The sequence below is a fragment of the Litorilituus lipolyticus genome, assembly GCF_006439335.1.
In the GTDB taxonomy this organism is placed as follows: domain Bacteria; phylum Pseudomonadota; class Gammaproteobacteria; order Enterobacterales; family Alteromonadaceae; genus Colwellia; species Colwellia lipolytica.
Window position 1 is genome coordinate 70,500 of record NZ_SAWY01000040.1, and the last position, 22,820, is coordinate 93,319.

At 37.4% G+C, this 22,820-nt stretch carries 21 protein-coding genes; 12 read left to right on the top strand and 9 right to left on the bottom strand.

Annotated features, from left to right (window positions below; all coding sequences use genetic code 11):
• Nucleotides 1–23: 23 nt before the first annotated feature.
• The 3 genes from EPA86_RS16470 to kdsA are packed head-to-tail and all read left to right on the top strand — an operon-like array spanning nt 24 to nt 3,031.
• The gene (locus tag EPA86_RS16470) at nt 24–851 is read left to right on the top strand and encodes a SirB1 family protein (protein ID WP_140605484.1); all 828 of its coding nucleotides are present in this window, start codon (nt 24–26) and stop codon (nt 849–851) included.
• Between the two features lie 20 nt (nt 852–871).
• A complete protein-coding gene (locus tag EPA86_RS16475; protein ID WP_170309685.1) occupies nt 872–2,134 on the top strand; it encodes a DUF819 family protein in 1,263 nt (420 codons plus the stop codon).
• 54 nt (nt 2,135–2,188) lie between these two features.
• On the top strand, nt 2,189–3,031 hold the full coding sequence (kdsA, locus tag EPA86_RS16480) for a 3-deoxy-8-phosphooctulonate synthase (RefSeq protein WP_140605485.1): 843 nt from the start codon (nt 2,189–2,191) through the stop codon (nt 3,029–3,031).
• Between the two features lie 125 nt (nt 3,032–3,156).
• Here the strand turns inward: kdsA and EPA86_RS16485 are convergent, their stop codons facing one another.
• The gene (locus tag EPA86_RS16485) at nt 3,157–3,438 is read right to left on the bottom strand and encodes a hypothetical protein (protein ID WP_140605486.1); all 282 of its coding nucleotides are present in this window, start codon (nt 3,436–3,438) and stop codon (nt 3,157–3,159) included.
• A 341-nt stretch (nt 3,439–3,779) separates the two neighbouring features.
• On the opposite strand from EPA86_RS16485, the gene EPA86_RS16490 reads away from it, so the two are divergent.
• The 4 genes from EPA86_RS16490 to rlmM are packed head-to-tail and all read left to right on the top strand — an operon-like array spanning nt 3,780 to nt 6,905.
• Nucleotides 3,780–4,712 carry a transcriptional regulator GcvA gene (locus EPA86_RS16490; RefSeq protein WP_140605487.1) on the top strand — a complete coding sequence of 311 codons (933 nt, stop codon included), beginning with the start codon at nt 3,780–3,782 and terminating at the stop codon, nt 4,710–4,712.
• A gap of 2 nt (nt 4,713–4,714) precedes the next feature.
• The gene (locus EPA86_RS16495) at nt 4,715–5,383 is read left to right on the top strand and encodes an alpha/beta family hydrolase (protein WP_140605488.1); all 669 of its coding nucleotides are present in this window, start codon (nt 4,715–4,717) and stop codon (nt 5,381–5,383) included.
• A gap of 41 nt (nt 5,384–5,424) precedes the next feature.
• Nucleotides 5,425–5,823 carry a DUF423 domain-containing protein gene (locus EPA86_RS16500; RefSeq protein WP_140605489.1) on the top strand — a complete coding sequence of 133 codons (399 nt, stop codon included), beginning with the start codon at nt 5,425–5,427 and terminating at the stop codon, nt 5,821–5,823.
• Nucleotides 5,820–6,905, top strand: coding sequence for a 23S rRNA (cytidine(2498)-2'-O)-methyltransferase RlmM (rlmM, locus tag EPA86_RS16505; RefSeq protein WP_140605490.1), 1,086 nt, complete (start codon nt 5,820–5,822; stop codon nt 6,903–6,905). Before EPA86_RS16500 ends, rlmM begins: the two co-directional genes overlap by 4 nt.
• Before the next feature lie 87 nt (nt 6,906–6,992).
• Here the strand turns inward: rlmM and EPA86_RS16510 are convergent, their stop codons facing one another.
• The 5 genes from EPA86_RS16510 to EPA86_RS16530 form a co-directional block, all read right to left on the bottom strand.
• Nucleotides 6,993–8,000 carry an isocitrate dehydrogenase gene (locus EPA86_RS16510; protein WP_140605491.1) on the bottom strand — a complete coding sequence of 336 codons (1,008 nt, stop codon included), beginning with the start codon at nt 7,998–8,000 and terminating at the stop codon, nt 6,993–6,995.
• Nucleotides 8,001–8,272: 272 nt separating this feature from the next.
• Nucleotides 8,273–8,677, bottom strand: a complete 405-nt coding sequence (locus EPA86_RS16515) for a DUF3192 domain-containing protein (protein ID WP_140605492.1) — start codon at nt 8,675–8,677, stop codon at nt 8,273–8,275.
• 110 nt (nt 8,678–8,787) lie between these two features.
• Nucleotides 8,788–9,615 (bottom strand): flap endonuclease Xni, encoded by an 828-nt coding sequence (xni, locus tag EPA86_RS16520; RefSeq protein WP_140605493.1) that lies wholly within the window; start codon nt 9,613–9,615, stop codon nt 8,788–8,790.
• Nucleotides 9,616–9,635: 20 nt separating this feature from the next.
• Complete coding sequence (gene ppnN, locus EPA86_RS16525) at nt 9,636–10,979, bottom strand: nucleotide 5'-monophosphate nucleosidase PpnN (RefSeq protein WP_140605494.1); 1,344 nt, start codon at nt 10,977–10,979, stop codon at nt 9,636–9,638.
• Between the two features lie 54 nt (nt 10,980–11,033).
• A complete protein-coding gene (locus EPA86_RS16530; RefSeq protein ID WP_140605495.1) occupies nt 11,034–12,623 on the bottom strand; it encodes a GGDEF domain-containing protein in 1,590 nt (529 codons plus the stop codon).
• A gap of 257 nt (nt 12,624–12,880) precedes the next feature.
• Between EPA86_RS16530 and EPA86_RS16535 the strand changes: the two genes are divergently transcribed.
• Nucleotides 12,881–14,722: a M61 family metallopeptidase gene (locus EPA86_RS16535; protein WP_246058439.1), complete on the top strand. Its 1,842-nt coding sequence runs from the start codon at nt 12,881–12,883 to the stop codon at nt 14,720–14,722.
• 20 nt (nt 14,723–14,742) lie between these two features.
• On the opposite strand, the gene queF is transcribed toward EPA86_RS16535, so the two are convergent.
• Entirely contained in the window at nt 14,743–15,594 is an 852-nt protein-coding gene (gene queF, locus EPA86_RS16540; RefSeq protein ID WP_140605496.1) for an NADPH-dependent 7-cyano-7-deazaguanine reductase QueF, read from the bottom strand.
• Between the two features lie 54 nt (nt 15,595–15,648).
• Here queF and syd point away from each other — a divergent pair, with 54 nt between their 5' ends.
• On the top strand, nt 15,649–16,233 hold the full coding sequence (gene syd / locus EPA86_RS16545) for a SecY-interacting protein (RefSeq protein ID WP_140605497.1): 585 nt from the start codon (nt 15,649–15,651) through the stop codon (nt 16,231–16,233).
• 29 nt (nt 16,234–16,262) lie between these two features.
• Here syd and EPA86_RS16550 read toward each other — a convergent pair whose 3' ends face one another.
• Nucleotides 16,263–16,592, bottom strand: a complete 330-nt coding sequence (locus tag EPA86_RS16550; RefSeq protein ID WP_140605498.1) for a hypothetical protein — start codon at nt 16,590–16,592, stop codon at nt 16,263–16,265.
• A gap of 245 nt (nt 16,593–16,837) precedes the next feature.
• On the opposite strand from EPA86_RS16550, the gene EPA86_RS16555 reads away from it, so the two are divergent.
• Nucleotides 16,838–17,212: a DUF3192 domain-containing protein gene (locus tag EPA86_RS16555; protein ID WP_140605499.1), complete on the top strand. Its 375-nt coding sequence runs from the start codon at nt 16,838–16,840 to the stop codon at nt 17,210–17,212.
• A 192-nt stretch (nt 17,213–17,404) separates the two neighbouring features.
• The gene (locus EPA86_RS16560) at nt 17,405–18,043 is read left to right on the top strand and encodes a GNAT family N-acetyltransferase (protein WP_140605500.1); all 639 of its coding nucleotides are present in this window, start codon (nt 17,405–17,407) and stop codon (nt 18,041–18,043) included.
• Between the two features lie 96 nt (nt 18,044–18,139).
• On the opposite strand, the gene EPA86_RS16565 is transcribed toward EPA86_RS16560, so the two are convergent.
• Nucleotides 18,140–20,518: a S8 family serine peptidase gene (locus EPA86_RS16565; RefSeq protein WP_140605501.1), complete on the bottom strand. Its 2,379-nt coding sequence runs from the start codon at nt 20,516–20,518 to the stop codon at nt 18,140–18,142.
• Between the two features lie 385 nt (nt 20,519–20,903).
• Between EPA86_RS16565 and EPA86_RS16570 the strand changes: the two genes are divergently transcribed.
• Nucleotides 20,904–22,736: a S8 family serine peptidase gene (locus tag EPA86_RS16570; protein ID WP_140605502.1), complete on the top strand. Its 1,833-nt coding sequence runs from the start codon at nt 20,904–20,906 to the stop codon at nt 22,734–22,736.
• The last annotated feature ends 84 nt before the right edge of the window (nt 22,737–22,820 follow it).

A 22,820-nucleotide genomic window follows, 5' to 3' on the forward strand; every position in this document is an offset into this window, starting at 1 on the left:
AGCTGATATTCAGCAGAGATGTTATGAACGAATTGTTGTTGTCTGAAATAAATTCTACTGAAAAAGATTTACTTCAAACTATGGTGTTACTGGAAGAGTTTATACTTGCTAAACAACCCTCTGAAGGTAATGGAGTAAGCTCTGATAACTCTTTAGATGGTTTAGAACTAATTATTAAACAATGCCAAGCGGTGATTGAAGAAGTTGAATCTCCGCTAGATAGAGCAGAAATTCTGTTGAATGAGCTTTACTTTCAACATTTATTTATTGATAAATTTAGACGAACTTATCCGGTAGAGGCGTATTGTGTTGCACCTGCAATTAATAGCCGGCTCATGTCACCTGTGCTTAAAGCGGTGATTGTTTGCGAAATTATCAATGCCTGTGGTTTTGAAACAGATATAGTCTTTATACCTAGTAAAATGATGGTGCGAATTTGTTGTGATGAGAAATATGCCATTATTTTTGATGCGACAACAGGTGAGTCACTTAACTGGAATGAGCTTGATTTACGCTTAGATGAACTAAATGGTGACCCAACACAGCATGAATTATCGAGTGTTGAAAGTGAGGCGATTTTAGTAGAACATTTAACGGCATTTAAAAATACCTTAATCAAAGAGCAAACGTTTGATAAAGCCTTGCGCTGTGTTGATGTTATTTTAGCATTAACGCCTGATGATCCATTACAAAGACGAGATAGAGGCTACTTATTACATCAGTTAGATTGCTTTAATGTTGCGGTTGATGACTATCGCTACTTTGTTGAGCAATGTCCTAAAGATCCCGCAGCTAAGTTACTTAAACTGCAGCTAGATAAAATTAGTATTCTCGAAACTGTATTACATTAATTAAAATAAAAGGTTAACCAATGCAAGAGCAAATTGTGGCAAATGCGCCACTTATCGCTAACGATAACGTAGTGCTAGGGATCCTAGCGTTAATATTAGGTTTTGTATTTTATACATCTAATAGTTCACACCCCTTTTGGCAACGTTTTTACAAATATGTTCCTGCGTTACTCATGTGTTATTTACTGCCTTCTTTACTCAACACCTTTGGTATTGTTAGTGCGGATGTGAGTCAAGTTGATGAAGTGGCAAAGTATTATTTATTGCCAGCCTGTTTAGTACTACTTACGCTAAGTATTGATATTAAAGCCATTGCAGGTTTAGGTAGTAAAGCTATCATAATGTTTCTAACTGGTACCATTGGTGTTGTCATCGGGGGGCCACTTGCCTTATTAGCGGTTTCTGCTGTGTGGCCTGAGTTAATCGGTGTTTCTGGTCCAGATGCAGTGTGGCGTGGTATGGCAGCACTTGCAGGTAGTTGGATTGGTGGTGGTGCCAACATGCTTGCCATGAAAGAGATCTATGAAGCTGATGGCAAGATTTTCACTATCATGGTTACTGTAGATATAGTTGTGGCAAACATTTGGATGGCAGGTTTACTTTATATTGCTGCAAACCATAAAGCGATAGATGCCAAAAGTGGCGCTGATACCTCAGGGATAGATAAACTTATTGCGAAAGTTGAAGAGTATGAGCGTAATAATAAGCGTATGCCTGAGTTAAAGGATTTCATGCTGATAATTGCCGTTGGCTTTGGTGCAGCAGGCTTTGCTCATTTAGCGGCAGACTTTTTAGTTCCTTACTTTCAAACAAACTTCCCTGAACTTAAGAAGTTTAGCTTACATAGTAAGCTGTTTTGGATAATTGTAATGGTGACCACTATTGGTTTAACGTTATCCTTTACAAAAGCAAGAAAATTAGAAGCAGTTGGTGCTTCGAAAGTAGGAAGTAGTTTCCTGTATATTCTTGTGGCGACAATTGGTTTGCATATGGATATTGCTCAAATAGCAGAAGCGCCTAAATATGTGGTTATAGGTCTTATTTGGATGGCGATTCATGTTGTTTTACTGTTTGCTGTTGGCAAAATGATCAAAGCTCCAGTGTTTTATTTAGCCGTGGGAAGTAAAGCTAATATTGGTGGTGCAGCATCTGCTCCTGTAATTGCATCTGCATTCCACCCTTCTTTGGCACCTGTCGGTGTGTTATTAGCAGTGCTAGGCTATGCCTTAGGTACATACATGGCTTGGTTGTGCGGACAATTACTTCGCATTGTAGGTAGTTAAACTATTTTGATATATGACTCCTGTCAAAAGGAGTCATTTAATTAAGGAAAACATATGACAATTTCATCGGTAAATGTAGCCAATATTGAGGTTGCTAATGATAAACCTTTTGTTTTGTTTGGTGGTATGAATGTGCTTGAATCTCGTGATTTAGCCATGAAAATTGCTGAGCACTATGTTGAAGTTTGCCAAAAATTAAATATTCCCTATGTTTTTAAAGCTTCTTTTGATAAAGCAAACCGTTCATCGGTTTATTCGTATCGAGGCCCTGGCTTAGATGAAGGTTTAAAAATTTTTCAAGAAATTAAATCTACCTTTAATGTACCAATTATTACTGATGTTCATGAACCTTACCAAGCTCAACCGGTAAGTGAAGTTGTTGACGTAATTCAATTGCCTGCTTTTTTAGCACGACAGACCGATCTAGTTGTTGCAATGGCGAAAACAGATGCAGTTATCAATGTTAAAAAACCACAGTTTTTAGCAGCTCATGAAATGAAACATATCATTAAAAAGTTTAGTGAAGCAGGAAATGAAAAAGTAATGCTTTGTGAGCGTGGCAGTTGCTATGGATATAATAACTTAGTGGTTGATATGCTGGCGATGGATGAAATGAAGAGGTATGCACCCGTGATTTTTGATGCTACCCATGCTTTACAAAAACCTGGGGGGCGCAGTGATAGTGCTGATGGTAGAAGAGAGCAAGCGGCTCAATTAGCACGTAGCGGTATGGCTATAGGTATTGCAGGCTTATTTATAGAAGCTCACCCGGATCCAAGCCAAGCTAAGTGTGATGGTCCATGTGCTTTACCATTAGATAAACTAGCACCTTACCTAGCTCAAATGAAAGCAATTGATGATTTGGTGAAAGACTTTGCTCCACTACTAACTGATTAGGTAGTGTCTGCTATTTTGCGTAAAGCTAAGATAGTTTCACAATAGAAAAGCAAAAAGGTGTCCTAGGACACCTTTTTTTAATAACTGAAGTTTATTTGAGTGTGCGAGCACTTTTAAATAATGGCTTATTCTGCTACTAAGGTAATTTTTGAAATAGTCATCGTTTTGTTTTTGTTTTCAGACTTTTTCTTATTAACTAAAACATTGTCAGTGCTTAACTGTGGTAATTCTTTTTCTAGCTCGATAGTAGAAAATGAAGCAGCTAGTGAAGCTTGAGCGTGAGCAACGAGGTTTTCTTGTTTAACAGGTTCTAATTTTACTGTTTCAGAAGAGGGTACAGCTGCAAAGCTTGTGTTGCTAACTAAAATGCCGATGCTTAATGCGATTAAAGTGTTAATTTTTCTCATGGTCTTGATCCTGATTTTCCGCCAATTCTCTTATTGGCAATAATAAATATATGTTCTTCCCGATAGATTTATTAGGACCTTTTCTCGCGCTTGCTCATTCACTTACTTTAGGTAAACTAGAGTGTAGCTAAAGGGTTGGGGTCTTAAGCTACACCCTTATGTTTGAGCGTTGAGATGATGTCCTTCATCTACGGTGTGAATAATACGCAGGTAACTTAAAAAAATAAAATGACAATTTTTAATGTTATTCATTAGAAAAACTAATGAATAATTGTTATGCTTGCTTTCTAATTAATTATGCAGCATTTCCTTAATGCTATTAATATGTTTAAGGGTACCTTTTGGCTAACAGACTCCCACCATTAAACGCTTTGCGAGCATTTGAAGCTTCAGCTAGACAGCTTAGTTTTACCCGCGCAGCTGAAGAGCTTTTTGTCACTCAAGCGGCTATAAGTCATCAAATAAAGTCTTTGGAAGAGCATTTAGGCATTAAATTGTTTATGCGAAAAAATCGCGCTCTATTACTCACTGATGAAGGCCAATCGTATTTTTTAGATATTAAAGATATCTTTAACTCAATAAATGAAGCGACTGAGCGCTTACTGGCGCGTGGCGCAAAAGGTGCAATTACTGTTAGTTCACAAGCAAGTTTTGCAATTCAATGGTTGGTTCCAAGGTTAACAGCTTTTAATGCGCTGCATCCTGAAATAGATGTAAGAATTAAGGCGGTGGATCAAGCCGAAAATTCATTAACTGAAGATGTTGATGTGGCAATTTACTATGGTCGTGGAAGTTGGCCGAATATACACGCTGATAAGTTACATACCGAGTACTTGATTCCAGTATGTTCTCCTTTGTTAATGCAGGAAAACTCCGTTAATGGCAAGCCAGCATTGCTATCTTTAGATGATTTAGCTCATCATACTTTATTACATGATACTTCACGTAAAGACTGGAAACGCTGGTTTAAGCAAGTGGGTGTTAAAGGTGTTAACGTTAACCATGGCCCTATATTTAGTCATTCTGCCATGGTAGTCCAAGCTGCTTTACATGGTCAAGGTGTTGCGCTTGCATACAGTGTATTAGCAAAACCTGATATCGACTCGGGTAGGTTAGTCTGTCCCTTTAATGATGTGTTAGTGAGTAAAAATGCTTACTTTATTGTTTGTCGAGAAAATCAAAAAGAACTAGGTAAGATTGAGGCCTTTAGAGAGTGGATGTTAGATATGGTAGCTAGCGAGCAAGAACAAATAACGGACGGACAAATAACTTAGCTATGAAAAATACTATAGAAAATCAAGTTGAAAAGCCAATTGCCCATGTTATTTTTGCTCATGGTGCGGGGGCAGGCATGCACCATGAGTTTATGGAAGCGATGGTAAAAGCGCTGAATAAGGAATGCATCAGTGTATTACGCTTTAACTTTCCTTACATGGATAAGCGCGCAGAGTTAGGGAAGAAATACCCACCAGATCGAATGCCTAAATTACTTTCTTGCTATGAAGAGGTTATTGAGAGCTATTTGAAGAATATTGATGATGCTTATCAACAAATTCCATTCTTAGTTGGTGGAAAGTCGATGGGCTCTAGAGTTGCTGCTACCTTAGTTTCATCATTAAGTGAGGTGTCGCAGAGTACCCTATCTGCTATCGATGGAGTATTTTGCCTAGGCTATCCCTTTCATCCAGCAAAAAAGCCTGAAAAGCTTCGTTTAGAGCCCTTACAAGAGAATGTTAGGCCTGTGCTAATATTACAAGGTAGTAGAGATACCTTAGGCTCTGAAGAAGAGATTAAGCAATATCAACTCTCCGCCACAGTACGATGCCATTTTTTAATAGACGGTGATCATAGTTTGAAACCTAGGGTGAAATCTGGCTATAAGCTTGATGAACATTTAAGAACGGCAGCTAAAGAAATTGCACAATTTGCAACATCATTTGCTTAAGCTATGTACGTGAATAACGAATAAAGGTAATTAACGCTATCATGACTCAAGGCGCAAAAAGAAAATACTTACATCAACTAATTACTATTTTTGTTGGTATCAGTGGTTGTTTTTCTGTACTATTCGGCGCTTGGTTAGCACATGCCGATTTTTCAGATTCGATCACGGTATACACCAGCTTATCTACGGCATTACAGTATCAATTTATACATACGCTTGCCCTATTAGCTATGGTGTTATTTTCTCGGCATCAGCAAGCATCAAAAGTATTGACGTGTTCTATGTTGGCCTTTGTACTGGGCATTTTGCTCTTTTGTGGCAATATTTACATAAAATCATTATTTGATATTCAATTTTTAGGAAAACTCACCCCAATTGGCGGAATGTCATTTGCTCTGGCATGGCTATTACTTGCGGTTGAGGGGAAAAATAATTTATGACTTCTATTGTTTTATTTTGTCGTCCAGGCTTTGAGAAAGAATGTGGTGCAGAAATTCAGGAAAAAGCTGCCTGGAATGAGATGTATGGCTACTTAGAGCTGAAAAAAAATCAAGGCATTGTATTTTTTCATCTACATAAAAGTGAAGATGGTGAAACATTGATGGGGAAGTTACCATTGAAGCGTTTAATCTTCGCAAGACAATGGTTTGTGACACTCACTGATATTATTGAGTTACCAGATTATAATCGTGTAGAAGCAATCACAGAAGCGTTGGGTAATGAATGGCAGTATGCTGATTTAAGAATGGAAATGCCAGACACCAATGATGGTAAGTCTCTAGCAAAATTTTGCCGAAAATTAGCCGTACCATTAAGACAAGGGTTACGAAAAGCAAAAGTATTAACTGAAAAAAACGATAAAGATGGCGCTAATTTACATGCGTTATTTTTATCAGGACAAGAGGTTATTTTAGGTTTTTCACTAGCGCATAATAGCTCTGAGCATGTCATGGGAATACCACGATTAAAGTTCCCGAGCCAAGCTCCAAGTCGTTCAACTTTAAAACTTGACGAAGCATTTTTGTATTTTATTCCCAAAAACGAGTGGGATAGTCGATTATGTTCTGGGCTTAATGCCGTTGATTTAGGCTCAGCACCAGGTGGTTGGACTTATCAATTAGTACGACGAGGGATGATGGTTACAGCGATTGACAATGGACCGATGGCTGAATCATTAATGGAAACAGGCCAAGTTAAGCATAAAATGATGGACGGTTTTAAATATGTGCCGATGAAGCAGAATGTTTACTGGTTAGTATGTGACATGATTGAAAAGCCTCAACGTGTTGCAAAGTTAATGAGTGAATGGTTGCTAAATAGCTACTGTAAAGAGGCAATGTTTAATTTAAAGCTCCCAATGAAAGGGCGTTACCAACAAGTTACTGAAGACTTACAAAGTATTAAAAATGCTTTTAGTGAAGCAAATGTTAAATATGAGTTATATGCGAAACATTTATATTATGATCGTGAAGAAGTAACAGTACATGCAAGGTTGCTTTCTTCACCCGCGCAAAAGAAGTAATAATTCATTTAAAAGTTCTGAAAATTACATAAAAAAGTGCCTATTGTTAGTTAAGCAATAGGCACTTTTTTGTTGTTCTTTTTTAAGCTACAGACGTTCTAACAACGCTTCAGTAAAGTCTGTTGTGCCATGTGTTCCGCCTAAGTCACGTGTAGTTCTATCACCTGATGCGATAACTTCCGTTAGGGCGTTTCTGATTTTCTCTGCTTTATCTGTCATTTCTAAATACTCAAGCATTTGAATTGCAGCAAGAATTACAGATGTTGGGTTAGCAAGGTTTTTACCTGCTATATCAGGTGCGCTACCGTGAACTGCTTCAAAAATAGCACAATCTTCACCTATGTTAGCACCAGGAGCCATACCTAAACCACCTACTAAACCAGCGCATAAGTCAGATAAAATATCACCAAATAAATTAGTGGTTACAATGACATCAAACTGCTCAGGGTTCATTACTAGCTGCATACAGCAGTTATCAACGATCATTTCAGTTGATTCGATTTCAGGATATCTTTGTGCTACCTCTCTAGCCACTTTCAAGAACAAGCCTGAGGTAGACTTTAAAATATTGGCCTTATGTACCGCAGTCACTTTTTTTCTACCTTCTTTACGTGCTGTTTCATAAGCAAAAGTAAGGATTTTTTCAGCGCCTTCACGAGTTACAATACTCATGGCTTCTGCTTTTGCACCGTCTTCAGAGACTGTTTGCCCTGCGCCTGAATACATACCTTGGGTATTTTCACGAACTGTTAAAATATCGATGTTTTCATAGCGCGCTTTTGTTCCTTTAAATGATAAAACAGGGCGCAAATTGGCGTATAATTTAAACTGCTTACGTAATGTGACATTAATAGAAGTAAATCCTTCACCTACAGGTGTAGTAAGCGGGCCTTTTAAGGTTATTTTATTTTTCTCAATTAAAGATATTGTCTCTTCAGGTACTAATTCGCCATGTTTTTCTAATGCGGCTAAACCAGCATCAGCAAATTCGTAATCAAAGTTACACCCTGCTTTGTCTAGTACTTGTAATGTAGCGTCAATAATATCTGGTCCAATGCCGTCACCAGGGATAACAGTGATTGTCTGCTTAGTCATTTAGTTCACCTTGTAGATTTTGTCTTTTAGCAATATGTTGCTGCGTATTTTGCTTTTGCTGCCATGAATGTTAATACAGCAAAAAATGTACACACTGAAGAAGTAGCCGATGCTAGAAAAGAAGCTTCAAGTGCGTAAGTTGGCGCGATTTATATCATGTAAAGTAAGTGTTTGCGAGCATGAAAACTTTCATAAAAAAATCATGCTCAAAAGGATAGTAGAGTGAATGAGTCACCCTAGCAAGGTGACTTTAGTCTATAGTGTGGCAAATATTACGTAGAGGTTTGATAGTTTTTAATAATTTCCCATTGTTCAGGATAATTATCACCTAAACCTATTTCTTTTAATACGCCATTAACAAAGAGCAAGAAAGTACATTCATCTTGTGTGGTTATGCCATCAGATTTTACATGCTGAGTTCGGTAAAACATAACTTGAAAGTTATCATTGTTGACTGTTTTAGCTTCAGTAATATCGGGACTACCTAATTGCGCTATCGCTTGATCAAAAGTGAATTCGTCGAGTTTTATTTTAGCGATAAACTGCCTATTGTATGACTCTCGATCTTTCCATTCCATTTTATCTGGACTATCGTCGTAAAAAGTCACAACCAGGGCAACAAAAATACCGTAAGCAGCAAGGGCAAGTAATATTCGTGAGATAACTTTTTTATTCATTTTTTAAAAACCTAAACTCTGTTAACTGCAAATGATAACGGCATGTTAATAATAATTAAAGGGCTTGATATCATTTTCTATAATTTTTACAGGTATTGTTGTTAATTTAGTCAATGCTCAGCGTGTGGTAAACGAATATCTTTAAGATTAAAGCCTAAGGGAATATCACTTTTGAGGGTGAACAATGTTTTTGTTAACTCCATTTGTTGCTTATTATCATGAAGTTTATCTAAAATCGCGGGTTTCAAGTCAGTTGCATTTTCTAGGGCTTTGATTGAACCATATTCGTTAAGCAGCTTTGCAGCAGTTATAGAACCAATACCAGGGACACCCGGTATTTTGTTTGTACTATCACCTGTTAAGGTCCAAAAGTCGATTAACTGAGAAGATCTTACATTGAATTTATCGTTGATGTAATCTTGATCTAAATAACGTCGGTTAAAGTAATCGTAGACTTTAACATTTGGGCTAAGCAAGGATAAGAAACCTTTATCTGTGGAGATGATGGTAACGTTCTTACCATGAATGGCCATTTTAGTTGCTAAAGTAGCAATTAGATCGTCTGCTTCATCCTCTTCTGAAGTTAACGAATCCACACCAAGAGCCATGAAACTGTCTTGGATATCAGTGAGGGCTTGTGCTAAAGCATCAGGCATTTTCTTTCGACCTTTTTTATACCCGTCAAATAGCTGATAGCGCCAACAAGGCTTTTGGCAATCAAATACTGCTAAGGCATGACTTGCTTGCTGTTGAAAAAGCAGTTTTTCAAGGGCTATATTACAAGCAGCTTGGGTATTAGCGATAACCTGCTGCTGTGTACTCGCTGAAAGTTCGCCAGTATCTTGATTCTTAGCGTGAATAAATGGACGCTCTTGTACAGCATAAATTCGACGTATTAAATTGAGTGCATCGATTAGAATTAGGTGCGAATTAGACATGTTATAAGCACTTTAGTATGTTAATTAATGACCTTATAACAAGGAGTATACTCACTCCCTGGTAATTTCATTCTTTGTTGCTTAACGAATGAGGCAAGTAATTTATCCATCATCGCCATTATCTTCTTATCTCCAGAGATCATAAAGGGGCCATGTTGTCGAATAGCTTTTATGCCACCTGACTTTACGTTACCTGCGACTATACCTGAAAATACCCGACGTAAATTTGCTGCTAATTCAGCCGTTGATTGTTCATAACTGATGTTTAGTGCAGTCATATTTTCATGATTGGGCTCAAAAGGGTGTTGGAAGTCTTCCTCAATAACAAGAGACCAATTGAAATGATATGCATCGCCTGTTTCTTTTCTGTGTGCGATTACGCCATCTAAGCCCTGTTTCATAGACTTAGCAACTTGCTCAGGGTTATCAATGATAATCTGATATAAAGCTTGAGCCTCTGCTCCTAAGGTTGCCCCAATAAAGGCATCAATCTCAGTAAAATAATCACTTGCCTCAGCAGGGCCTGTTAAAATGATTGGCAGCTTTTGCGCTTTATTTTTCTCATTTAGCATTATGCCAAGAATATAAAGTAACTCTTCAGCAGTACCGGCACCACCTGGAAAAATAATTATGCCATGAGATATACGCACAAAGGCTTCTAACCGTTTTTCAATGTCAGGCATAATGACTAATTCATTAACGATAGGGTTGGGTGGCTCGGCAGCAATAATACTTGGCTCGGTAAGTCCTATGTAGCGTCCTGCTTGATTTCTTTGTTTTGCATGACCGATTGTCGCGCCTTTCATGGGCCCTTTCATTGCACCAGGGCCGCAACCAGTACAAATATTGAAGCCTCTTAAACCAAGTTGATAACCAACATTTTTAGTGTATTTGTATTCTGTGTGCTTAATAGAATGCCCGCCCCAACATGTGATCAGGTTTGGTTCAGTTTCAGGCAAAATAGCATCAGCATTTCGTAGAATATCAAAGGTTGCATCAGTAATACTTTCAGAAGATGTGGGCATTGCAGGGTAGCGGTTATTAATGAAGAGGATATCGCGTAGCACTGCTGATAAATGTTCTCTGATACCGCGTATTATTTTGTCATCTACAAAGGCGTGAAGTGGAGGATTGTTAAGGTCTATCTTTACACCACGCTCTCTTCTTAATACTTTAATTTCAAAGTCCTGATATTTTTCATATATGGCTTCAGCGTCATCTGTATTGGAACCAGCATTTAAAACAGCGAGTGAACAATTTCGATAAAGGTTATAAAGCTCACTACTTGCAGTTTGCTGAAGTTGATCAACTTCAGCTTGAGAAAGTAGACTCATATTGCCAACAGGGTTTAATTGTGTATGCATACAAACTCCTTTAATGATGAAATCATTATGAAAACAGGATAGGAAAGTGCAATGTTACTCTTGATAAATAACTTGGTTTTTACCTTGAGACTTTGCTTGATACATAGCTTGGTCAGCGCGTTCAAAAGCTATATGAATGTTATCTTCTGAGTGAATATGAGTTGCCCCCATAGAAAGTGTTATACTGACTTTGTTGTTTTTAAATTTAAAAGGTAAACGTGCGACGTGTTTATTAATTAAATTTAGCTCATTCACAAGAGACGAAGATTTTGTGTTCGTGTAAACAATGACAAACTCTTCACCACCATAACGTGCAACAAAGGCATTTTCGCTAGAATGCTTTTGAATAGTATTGGCAATAACTTGTAGTGTTTTATCACCCGCAGAGTGGCCATAGGTGTCGTTGATTAGTTTAAAGTCATCAATATCAATAACAACTAGAGCAAGTTCGTATGGTTGATGATGGTATCTCACCATGGCTTTCGCGAAATAATCATCAAAGGCTGCTCTATTAGCCAGTTTTGTTAGTGCATCTTGCATGCTTTTTCGTTGTTGTGCTGCAAGCTTTTCTTCAAATACTTTGCTTTGTTTTTCTAAGTAACTCACTTTATCAGACATTTCTTGTAGCTGTTCTGCTAAAAGCTGTTGATTTTGTTGTTCAAACTTTGCTTTCTGTTCTAAGGTTCCCGCAATAATCTGCAATTTGTCATTAATATCTACTTTGACCTGATCTAAAGATAATGCTTTAGAAACAGTCCCAGTCATATCGATTAATTGCTTTTGTAATTTATGATTAATTTTATCATTTGTTTTTTGCGAACTTTGTTGAACATTTAAAGTTTCTTTAACGGCATTTTGTACCGTAGTGAGTGTTTCACTCAAGTTTGTTAAAAAGCGTTTGGCTTGCTGTTGCTCGTCTTTAAAATCAGCAACGATGAGATCAAATATTTCAATAAAGTGTTCGAGTACTTCCTCATTTGATTTGTCATTGAGCAGTTTCTTTTTAATGGCCAGTAAGTGACTTGAATGCTCTTTAGATAAATTTAATGCACCTAATGCTTCCGTAATTTTTTCTATTAATCCACTGTCTACTTTTGGTGCGCTTGGCTGAGTACTTTGAGTATTTAAAGCTTGCAATAAACCTTGTTTAGGTGCGGATGTTTGTTGCTTTAATGTATTGCCATATAACTCAAGTAATTGGCTTAGTAACGGCACGTATTGAATTAATGCATCTTTAGTTGTTTCGGTATCTTTTAACAGAGCACGTAAACCTCTTCGTAAATCAGGAGCTAAGCCATTTACTTTTTGTAACGTTTCACCTGAATGATTAAATTGCTCATGAATACGATTAATGTTTTGTTCGTTGGTGATACTGTATTGTTGTAGTATTTTATTGATGACTTTGATTTTTTCTTCTATTTCAGCAAAAGGAGCTGCTTTAGAAAATAAGGTTCTTAATTGAGCCAATCGATTATCGAGCTCAAGATCTACACCTTTAGAGATTAAAGAAAGTTTATTGATAAATTGAATAAGGGACGTTGACTGGGTACTGAAGTCTTCTTCTAATGTGCTTCGAGATTGTATTGCTGCATCAAGCTTTTTTTTCAGTGCAACAATTTGCTGCTCAGCTACAGGCTTATTCATAAAAATGCTATTTCCTTAAAAATTATATGATAGTTTAGTATCATTCCTATAGATAACGGGGAATTTAACCACTTCAATAGCTAATATCATTTATCTATCATCAAAATGAAAAGTTAATGATATAAGCCTTAGTATAAGCCAATTTATCAAACAAGCACTCAATTTGTGTAACGTAATGCGAAAAAAAGTTACTTTATTGTTTTAAATTAGCTTTTTCTTACCTAAAATTAAGAAAATTATTAGTTCTTAATACCTTAATGATGACAAAAAATATCTCTATCACTTATCACTTATCGTTAATTTTTATCATATCAATAACAGCTATTTTTGCACAAGCAGCAAATGCCAATGTCTTAGTTAATATCAATATTAATCAAAGCGAACATCATATGGCAAAAGTAGCCATAACATTGCCTGAAACTGAACAGAGTTCCGTTGAACTGAAGTTGCCTACCTGGAGAACAGGGCGCTATGACATTCTTAACCTGTCTAATGGTATTAGGAACTTTTCTGCTCAAGATAGTAAAGGTAATAGTTTGTCCTGGGTAAAACTTGATAAAGATACTTGGCAAATAACAAACATTAAAAATAAAAAAATGACGGTCTCATATCAAGTTTATGCGAATGAATTAGGCATGAGAACTCGACATATTGATGATAGCCATGCTTTTTTGGATAACTCTACGGTCGTGATGTACAGTGATGAAACTCGTGTATTACAACACACAATTAACTTGGAAGTTCCTTCCTCTTGGCGTAGTGTTTCTGGTTTAGCTAAAGGCGTACATACCAATCAATTTATTGCTAAAAATTATGATGTGTTAGTGGATTCGCCTATTGAAACCGGTATCAACAAGTTTGAAACTTTCTCTGTTGATGGTCGAGTTTATGAACTGGTTATTTGGGGGGAGGGTAATTACGACGTTGAAAAAATGGTCTCGGATTTAAAGGTCATGGTGCAGCAAAGTAAGCATATATGGCAAGGTTATCCTTTTTCACGTTATGTCTTCATGGTTCATGCGACTAGCGGTGCTAGAGGTGCAACTGAACATTTAAATTCGACCATCATTCAGCGTTCTCGATTTAAGTTTTCAGATAGAAAAGATTATTTAGGTTTTATACTGACAGCTGCTCATGAATTTGTGCATACATGGAATGTGAAGCAATACCGACCCAAAGGCCTTGTTCCTTACAACTATCAAAGTGAAAACTATTCAAACTTAATTTGGTTAGCAGAAGGCTCGACTAGTTACCTCCAGAGCCAGCTACTTATGCGAGGCGAGTTAATTACTGCGAAAGAGTTTCTCGAAAAATTGGCAAACCGTATAAATGCACATCAACATAAACCGGGTAAAGACAATCAAACGATTGCACAAGCAAGCTTCGATACTTGGCAAAGCCAAGGTGGAGATTACGGCAACAACCATAGTGTCAATATTTATTCAGAAGGGTTTATGGTGTCGTGGTTGTTAGATTTTGATATTTTAACGAGAACTAAATTAAAACGTAGTTATCGTGATGTGCATAATGAACTGTACCAACAATTTAGTGTGCCTAAAAGTTATGATGAACAAGATGTAATAGATATTTTAGCTCAAGTCACAAAGAAAGATTACCATCATTGGTGGCAAAGCAATGTACATGGCCATCTGAATATTGACTTTAATAAGCTTTTAGCTAAAGCCGGTTTAGTGCTGAGTTATGGTAAAGGTAATGATAAAAATTCCAGTGAACAAGAAAAAGCTAAGCTTCTGCCTTGGACAGGAATCAAAGTAAAAAAGGCAAGTCATGGCTTAAAAGTGACGGCTGTGGAGAAAGGCTCTCCTGCGTGGCAGGCTGGTATCACTCTCGATGATATTATAATTGCAGTTGATGGCTTACGGTTGGTAAGCAAGGATCTACAATCAAGGTTAAAGGACTTTAAAGTAGAGCAAGAAGTTGAGTTTTCATTATTCAGGCGAGATCAATTAATCACTAAGTCGATTACGCTTGGTGCTATTGCTAAAGAGAAGTTAAGAATAATCCCGTTAGCAAAAGCATCACGTAAACAAAAGGCATTCTTTAAAGCGTGGACCGGCTTAGATTTTCCCTCAAAATAAAACGTGAATCATCATAAACGCTATTGACGTAATGTTCGTCCCCAAGGAGCAGTTGCTACGTGAGTGCTCCTAAAAGGATTAATATCAAGGCCACCGCGCCTAGTATATCTTGCGTAGACCGTTAATGCTTCAAGTTGACAGTATTGCTGTAAATCACAAAAGATTCTCTCAACACATTGTTCGTGAAACTCATTATGCTGTCTAAAAGAGATTAGATAAGTTAATAGTTGCTCTTGGCTAATTTCTTTACCGGTGTAATGTATATAGATACTTGCCCAATCTGGTTGATTGGTTATCAAGCAGTTCGATTTCAGTAAGTGACTTACAATATTGTGCTCTTTTATTTGAGAGTGGTTTGATTGACTATTAAGTAGATGTTCGGCGTTAAATTGATAATCCTCAATACTAATGTCTAAGTCATCAATGCATACAGCCTTTTCATCAGCTATTTCAAGGGCAGGACAGTTATCTACGGGAAACAATGTCACAGTTGCCTTAGTGCCGGAAGTAGCCGATAAGTCTTTCTCTAAATATGATTTTACTTCTTCGATATCGTTAAATTTAGTTTGATTAAAGCTATTAAGGTAAAGCTTAAAGGATTTTGATTCCACAATATTTGGACTGGTGCAGGCAAATCTGAATTCGACCAATGCGACAACGGGCTTACCTTTATTATTAAGCCAAGATAACTCATAACCATACCAAACATCTTCCCCAATAAAAGGGAGATTAGCTTCGTTTAACGCTAAATCATCTCTATTTAAACTTCTTGGTACGGCTTGCAATAGTTTGGGATCATACTCACTCGTGTAATCTGTTTTTTTTCCTAGTGTTAGCTCTTTAAGCTGTGATGCGTTTTGGTAAGGTGTCATAATATAACTATCTTTAACTCGAATAGTCGTTATTTTAAAGGATCTTTACTCTAGATGACATCTTCAAATACTCGTTTAAAAAATGTTTTACTCGATTTCTCTAAACAATATGTTGCTGCTTTTGAAAAAGCCTATAATCACCTTCCAATAATTGAAAGAGATGAGGCCTGGATTTCACCATGTGAGAAGCCAAAGAATGAAGAAGAAAATTATTGGCAGCCAACAGCGTTAACTGACTTTCTATTACCGGAAACGATTGCTGCTGAATTAAACTTTGAAAATGTAGAGTCAGCGCTTGAATTATCGCTACATCCCGATATAAAAACATATTTTTCAACTATGTTCAGTGAAGCGTTAGAGGCACATTGCGCTGATGGTGAGTTGAGTTTGTTGTTTGCTTGGAATATGGATGATTTTGTTCGTTTGCAAGAAAATATTATTGGTCATGTGTTAATGAAGAAGAGGCTGAAACAGCCTGTGACTATCTTTTTTGCAGTGACCGATGAAGAAGATATTATTATTTCTCTCAATAATGAAACTGGTGAAATATGGGCGGAAAGAGTAGGTTGTCTTCCCCATAAAAAGTTAAGTGATGACTTGGTAAGTTTTTTAGAGCAATTAAGTCCTTTAACCAAATAAGACTAATCGTTATTTCAGCTGCTTATTAATTATTTTAGGCGCTTACTTAGTTGTTTAATTAGCTCTTTTAAATCACTAAGTTCGCGCTTCATTTCAGCGAGTTCATCATTTAATGTTTGTTGAATGATTAACTTAACTTCTTCAGAAGAAGGTGGGGTATTTTCGCTGTTAAGTTCAATATCTTCTTCTTGTGTTACGCTAATGAATTCAGGATCATGTTGCCAAGTCTTTAATGTAGAAATAATGCTTGGTAATGGAGCCGGTTTAGCTAATTTCGCTTTAATTAATGCGACAGTTGGCTTTTTACCTTCATTAGCTAATTGATTAGCACAGACTAATATTTCATCGATAATTGTCATATTGCTTAACTTTATATGAATAATTAACAAATTTAACTACATTTTAGGCAATAATGCTATTTTTGTTTATTGTTACTTAAATTTAAAATGCAAAAAATTATAAATATCAATGGGTTGTGTTTTTGGTTTGCTTTTTGCTAATACCATTATGAGAAATTGAAGTAGTCAGCAAACTGCTTCATTTACAATAAAAACTTATTAAGGTTAGCTTGACTAACAAGATTTAAAGTCATAGGAATTTAAACATGAAAAAATCATTACTTGCATTATTAATCGCTGCACCTTTAACGCTAACGTTATCTGGTTGTGTTATTTCAGTAAAAGATGGTGAAGTTGACCATAGTTTTATGTCTGCTAGTGAAGACAGAACTTACCAAAACCGTAAAAAAATTGCACAAATCCAATTGGGTGAAAGTATTGCTGATATGCAAGAAAGATTAGGTGTTGCAGATTTTTCAGAAACTTATAAAAATGATGATGATACGGTACGTGTATTATTTTATCGTACTCAGCGTAAACATAAAGATGGTCTAACGACGAAAGATGAATGTACTTATTTAAAATTTGTTAACGGTGAACTTGTTGAAACTGGTAACGGCGAAACCTTCTCACGCGGTTAATTAGCTATCATTTAATGTTAAAAAACACCTCGCTTGTCGAGGTGTTTTTGTTTTTGAAGGGAAAGAGTAGAGTTTTATCGCAATATATTTGACCTATTTTTAACAATACTGTTATTGTTATCTATTGCTATTAAGCAAAACTAACGCATTAAGTTAACATAATATAATCCACCATAAGAGTTGGAGCATTAAATGACAGATACCGTAGTAGCACCAGAAAATGTCGATATTAGAGCAACTTACCTGAAAGCTCACGAGCTTAAACTGGCGGCCTCTTTATTATATCAAGCGTACCATGACGATCCCGTATTTCTAGAAATTTTCAATGGCGACAAAGAAGATTATGAACAAAGGCTTAGAGCAGCAATACGAGAAGAGTTGAATGCTTTTTGGCAAGCTCAACAGCCTATGGTTGGTTTATATCTTGGCGAAACCATGGTTGGGGTTGCGTGCTTGAATAGCCCTGATGATACGCTATCAAGTGAACGCTTTTGGCATTGGCGATTGAAGATGCTATTAAATGCGGGATATTTTAGTACCAAGCAAATGATCCAAAAAGAAGAAAGTGTTTTTTCTGCAGTACCATTGAAGTCTTTTCATTTATTATCTTTTATCGCTGTTCATCCTCTACATCAACAGCATGGCTTCGGTCATTACCTAATGGCGGCGGTTAATACTGTCCTTGAAGAACACCCAGACAGCGAAGGTGTTGCTGTGTATGCCACTTCAGGTAAATTTAAAACATTCTTTGAAAATGTTGATTATCAATTAGTGAAGGAAGTTTCTGTGGGCGATGTGAGTGGTTCAGTAATGGTTCATTATCGTAAGTAGCATTACGGGTAAAGTAATAGTTATTTTAATATTTAAAATATTTTCAGCGATGAAGCCAAAAGCATGTAAATAATGCTTTTGGCTTTTTTAAAACTATTAAGGGTTATAAACGACATCTAGCGAAAGTCCGCTAACTGCTGAATAACCATAAATACCTATATGCCACGTGTCTGCCACTGGACTTGTGAATGAACAAGATTCAGTGTTGCCACTTTTATATGGACGACAGTCGTAGCTAGACTTAGTCGGCTGAGCGCCGCGCTTGATGTAAAGATCTGCATCACCTGAGCCTCCGCTTATGTTAAAGTCAAGAGTTGACATACCAGCGGGTACTTCAATGGTGTAGTATTTCCAGTCTCTTCGACTAATACTTATATCCGATACACTTGCGCTACCACCTGTTGCTCCACCTGTAGAACCGCCAGAGTTGTCGGTATAGCTAGCTGTTAATGAAACGCCTGAAAAGCTTGAGTAAGCAACTAGTTTAACATGGTAAGTACCTGTTTGAGCAGTGGTAATAGGACAACTTTCATTATTACCGCTTTTATAAGGGCGACAATCATAATTTGTACTAGTAGGTGCTGAACCGAATTTAACATATAAATCAGCATCACCTGTTCCACCCGACATATCAAAGGTTAAATCTGTAGCATTTGCAGGAACGTCAAAGGTAAAACTTAACTCTTGGCCACTTGAAGCATTTAAGTTAGTTTTTGCAACGCCATTTTCTAGACTATTACCTGATGTTGGTGGTGGTGTACCGCCGTCATTACATGAGCTTGCTAAAGCATCAGATGCTGCTTTAGCTTGGACTAAGCCATGGCCTGTCTTGTCATCTCTGCCTGCTGTTTCTAAATCAAGTGCGGTTGATTTTAACGCGCTACGAACTTGAGTTGCAGTACAGTTTGGATTATTACTCCAAACCAGCGCTGCAACACCTGCTACATGTGGAGTAGCCATCGAGGTGCCATTATAGTAGGCATAATCCTGGTTAGCACTTATGCTAAGGTTTACGTTATTGCCAAGCTGAGTTGCTAATTGCTGACCTAAAGTTCTATTTACTGAAACTGTTGGTACAGTGACTGCACTTGAAGCATCAACTAAGAAAGGGTTTTGTAATCCAGGGCGGTCGCTATTACTGTATACGATAATGCCTGACGCACCTGCATCAGCACAGGCTTTAGCTGGATTAATTTCAGGGTAGTTACTTCCTTTTTGGTTGTCATTACGTTCAGCAAGACAGATGTTTCCAGAAACATTACTACTACAACTATAGCTACTACCTGAAACTGTACAGCTAGATAATATACCTGAAGCATTACCATTAACATTATTGATTGAATAGTTACCACCACTTTCAACATATCTGCTTTGAGGTACTACATGATCATCAGCATAGGTAGTTGAACCAATAGTTATAGAGCCTAAGCGACCATCGCCTGCTACAGTGGAAAGAATTGCTTCCCCTGGGGCTGAAATTTCGACTTGGCTGGTGTATTGAGAAAACTCGGCGTGTTGGCCATTTTGATCTACTGCACCTACAGCCATAACAGTATCGTAAGAGGCGGGGTAAGACAGGCTTGAGTTACCATCATTACCAGAGGCTGCAATTAAGAGCACGCCAGAGCTTGTTGCCGCTTCTAGAGCATTCTTCTCTGTATTAGATGAGCCAGAACCACCTAGACTCATGTTAACCACCTTGGCACCATTATTAACACAAGTATCAACCGCATCAGATAAGTCGCCTGAGTAACCCCAGCCACTTTCATTGAACACTTTAACAATGTGTAGGTTTACGTTTGTACTTGGTAATATCCCTACGACACCTTCACTGTTATTAACGGCAGCAATAGTACCTGCAACATGAGTTCCGTGTGAGCCACCTGCTTGATACCAATTGCCAGTGCCTGAGTTGTTTGTACCCGTTGCATTGTTGGCATTTAGATCTGGATTTGATTGCTGATAGCCTGAGTCAATAATACAAACGGTCATATTTGCCGCATCATTATCTGTTAATAAATCAGATTGTGTATTGCTGATACCCCATGGTTCATTTTGCGAGAATAAAAAACGCTGATAATCAGGTTCAATTGATTCAACAGAAGGATGCCTACGCATTTTCTCTATTAGTTTTTCAATATCTTTGACGTGTTTTAATTGTCCCATTGAAATGACATGACCACCACGTTTTAGAATCTTAACGTGTGATAAGTCTAAACCAACTTTTTTAGCTAAACCTGGCGGTACAAATGGACCATGTTTTTTATCTTTAAAGGTAATGATTAAACGATCAGTATAATCATTTCTATTAAGTTTTTGCTGTTCACGCCAATTAGCAAAACTTGCTTGCGCAGAGTTAGATTGCTTTACCGCTTTTTCAACTTTTTTAAGGTCGGCTGACGTTGCATTACTACTTGCTGAGGCAAGAACTGCCATAGCTAATGCGCTGAGTACATAGTTATTATGGGTCTTCATTTAATGGTGTCTCCATTATGTTTTTATAATATTGATAGCTTTTAGCTACTCTTGTTTGTTTTTAATATTGGCTAAATCAAGTTCAACCCTATTCATCATGTAATTAATAATGGGTTGCCACTAGCAATAATCAGACGTTTTTTAGTGACTTTACGACCAGAGAATAAAAGAATTTATATATTTTATGCTGTTCAAGCTCTTGAAAATAATGGCTTTATTTTGTTCTTGTCGTTTTTGTACGAAAACTTGTCGTGTTTTTGCTAGGGGAGATGCTCGTATTCGGTAGTATCGATAGCACTTGCAGATTGGAAGCGATTAATAAAAAGACGGAATTCAATTTTAGAAATTATAATTATAATAAACATGCCCTAGGGTGGAGAGAGATATGAAAATTTCAAAGTTTGCTAGTTCATTAGTTGCAGTAGCGGTATCAACAGTATTTACAGCACAAGCTGCTGATGATAGATACATCATCCAAGTTGATAACAGTAAAAAAGGTGTTGTAAAAGCACTTGCTAAAAAGTTAGGCGGTGAATTAAAGGTAGATGGTAACGGGTTTATCGCTGCTTCATTTAGTGGTAAAAGCTTGGCTGATGTTAAAGGTTTATTGAATAATCCACATATTAAAGTAGTTGAAGAAGATCAACGTCGTATGCCATCAGCTGTTTATAGTGATGATGCTGGCAATCCAATGACATCACAGCTTACTCCATATGCTGTTTATCAATCTCAAGCAGATCAAGTTAACTTTAACGCTTCAGCTGGTATGAAAGTATGTGTAATTGACTCTGGTTTAGACCGCTCTAACCCTGATTTTGCATGGAACAACATCTCTGGTGATAATGACTCAGGCACAGGTAACTGGGATGAGCACGGTGGCCCACATGGTACACACGTTGCCGGTACTATTGGTGCAGCAGACAATAACGTAGGTGTTGTTGGTATGGCGCCTGGTGTTGATATGCACATCATCAAAGTATTTAATGCTGATGGTTGGGGATATTCTTCAGACTTAGCACATGCTGCTGACAAATGTAGTGCCGCAGGCGCAAACATCATTAGTATGAGTCTTGGTGGCGGCGGTGCAAATAGCACTGAAGAAAATGCATTTGATGCATTTACTAATAACGGCGGTCTAGTCTTAGCGGCAGCGGGTAACGACGGTAATAGTGTACGTTCATACCCTGCTGGTTACTCATCTGTAATGATGATTGGTGCTAATGACGCAAACAATGACATTGCTGATTTCTCTCAGTTCCCTAGCTGTACAGTAACTACAGGTAAAGGTAGAAACGCAACGACATCAACTGATGAAACTATTTGTGTTGAAGTAACAGCAGGTGGTGTTGATACTTTATCTACTTACCCAGCAGGTATGGCAACAAGTGCTTCAATGTCAGCTGACGGCCAAGCTTACGCATCTTCATCGATGGAAAATTCAGGTAGTGTTTCTGGTAGCACATATTACATGGGAACAGCAGAGACTACTGATTCTGGAGCAAACGGTAATGTTTGTGTAATCGACCGCGGTAACATCTCTTTCCATGATAAAGTTCAAAATTGTGAAAACTCAGGTGGTATTGGTGCAATTATCATTAATAATGAAGCAGGCATGTTATACGGTACATTAGGTGATACTAACGCAACTTCAATTCCGGCAGTTGGTGCTGCATTTGAAGACCGTGCTGCGATATTAGCTGCTTCTACTGCTGATATTACTATTGGTACAAGCGATTACGGTTTCATGAGCGGTACATCAATGGCAACTCCTGCTGTATCTGGTATTGCTGCGTTAGTATGGTCAAACCATAATGGTTGTACTGGTACTGAAATTCGTGACGCATTAAAAGCTACAGCACAAGATTCTGGTTCAGCTGGACATGATGTGTACTTCGGTAACGGTATTGTTAAAGCGAAAGCAGCAAGCGATTATTTGACTGCAAATGGTTGTGGCGGTGGTGTAACTCCTCCTCCAACAGGTGGCGATATTACTTTATCTATCTCAACTTCGACAGCTAAGCGTAAAACTAATGTAACGTTATCATGGGCAGATGCTTCTACAACTAACGTAGATATCTTCCGAAATGGTTCTTTAGTAGTTACTACTGCTAATGATGGTTCTTATACTGAAAGCTTCAGAAAGTCTGGTTCTTATACTTATAAAGTATGTGACCAAGGAACAAATAACTGTTCAAATGAACAATCTGTTTCTTTCTAAGATTAGTAATAATTAATTACATCCAGCTTGCTTTTAGTAAGCTGGATTTTTTAGTTTAAGTCACCCTAGCATAGTGTTTATAGT

Excerpts from the sequence above, each read along its gene's own strand:
- EPA86_RS16470 (WP_140605484.1), top strand. The coding sequence starts at position 24 with ATGAACGAATTGTTGTTGTCTGAAATAAATTCTACTGAAAAAGATTTA.
- EPA86_RS16475 (WP_170309685.1), top strand. The coding sequence starts at position 872 with ATGCAAGAGCAAATTGTGGCAAATGCGCCACTTATCGCTAACGATAAC.
- kdsA (WP_140605485.1), top strand. The coding sequence starts at position 2,189 with ATGACAATTTCATCGGTAAATGTAGCCAATATTGAGGTTGCTAATGAT.
- EPA86_RS16485 (WP_140605486.1), bottom strand. The coding sequence starts at position 3,438 with ATGAGAAAAATTAACACTTTAATCGCATTAAGCATCGGCATTTTAGTT.
- EPA86_RS16495 (WP_140605488.1), top strand. The coding sequence starts at position 4,715 with ATGAAAAATACTATAGAAAATCAAGTTGAAAAGCCAATTGCCCATGTT.
- EPA86_RS16500 (WP_140605489.1), top strand. The coding sequence starts at position 5,425 with ATGACTCAAGGCGCAAAAAGAAAATACTTACATCAACTAATTACTATT.
- rlmM (WP_140605490.1), top strand. The coding sequence starts at position 5,820 with ATGACTTCTATTGTTTTATTTTGTCGTCCAGGCTTTGAGAAAGAATGT.
- EPA86_RS16510 (WP_140605491.1), bottom strand. The coding sequence starts at position 8,000 with ATGACTAAGCAGACAATCACTGTTATCCCTGGTGACGGCATTGGACCA.
- EPA86_RS16515 (WP_140605492.1), bottom strand. The coding sequence starts at position 8,677 with ATGAATAAAAAAGTTATCTCACGAATATTACTTGCCCTTGCTGCTTAC.
- xni (WP_140605493.1), bottom strand. The coding sequence starts at position 9,615 with ATGTCTAATTCGCACCTAATTCTAATCGATGCACTCAATTTAATACGT.
- ppnN (WP_140605494.1), bottom strand. The coding sequence starts at position 10,979 with ATGCATACACAATTAAACCCTGTTGGCAATATGAGTCTACTTTCTCAA.
- EPA86_RS16530 (WP_140605495.1), bottom strand. The coding sequence starts at position 12,623 with ATGAATAAGCCTGTAGCTGAGCAGCAAATTGTTGCACTGAAAAAAAAG.
- EPA86_RS16535 (WP_246058439.1), top strand. The coding sequence starts at position 12,881 with ATGATGACAAAAAATATCTCTATCACTTATCACTTATCGTTAATTTTT.
- queF (WP_140605496.1), bottom strand. The coding sequence starts at position 15,594 with ATGACACCTTACCAAAACGCATCACAGCTTAAAGAGCTAACACTAGGA.
- syd (WP_140605497.1), top strand. The coding sequence starts at position 15,649 with ATGACATCTTCAAATACTCGTTTAAAAAATGTTTTACTCGATTTCTCT.
- EPA86_RS16550 (WP_140605498.1), bottom strand. The coding sequence starts at position 16,592 with ATGACAATTATCGATGAAATATTAGTCTGTGCTAATCAATTAGCTAAT.
- EPA86_RS16555 (WP_140605499.1), top strand. The coding sequence starts at position 16,838 with ATGAAAAAATCATTACTTGCATTATTAATCGCTGCACCTTTAACGCTA.
- EPA86_RS16560 (WP_140605500.1), top strand. The coding sequence starts at position 17,405 with ATGACAGATACCGTAGTAGCACCAGAAAATGTCGATATTAGAGCAACT.
- EPA86_RS16565 (WP_140605501.1), bottom strand. The coding sequence starts at position 20,518 with ATGAAGACCCATAATAACTATGTACTCAGCGCATTAGCTATGGCAGTT.
- EPA86_RS16570 (WP_140605502.1), top strand. The coding sequence starts at position 20,904 with ATGAAAATTTCAAAGTTTGCTAGTTCATTAGTTGCAGTAGCGGTATCA.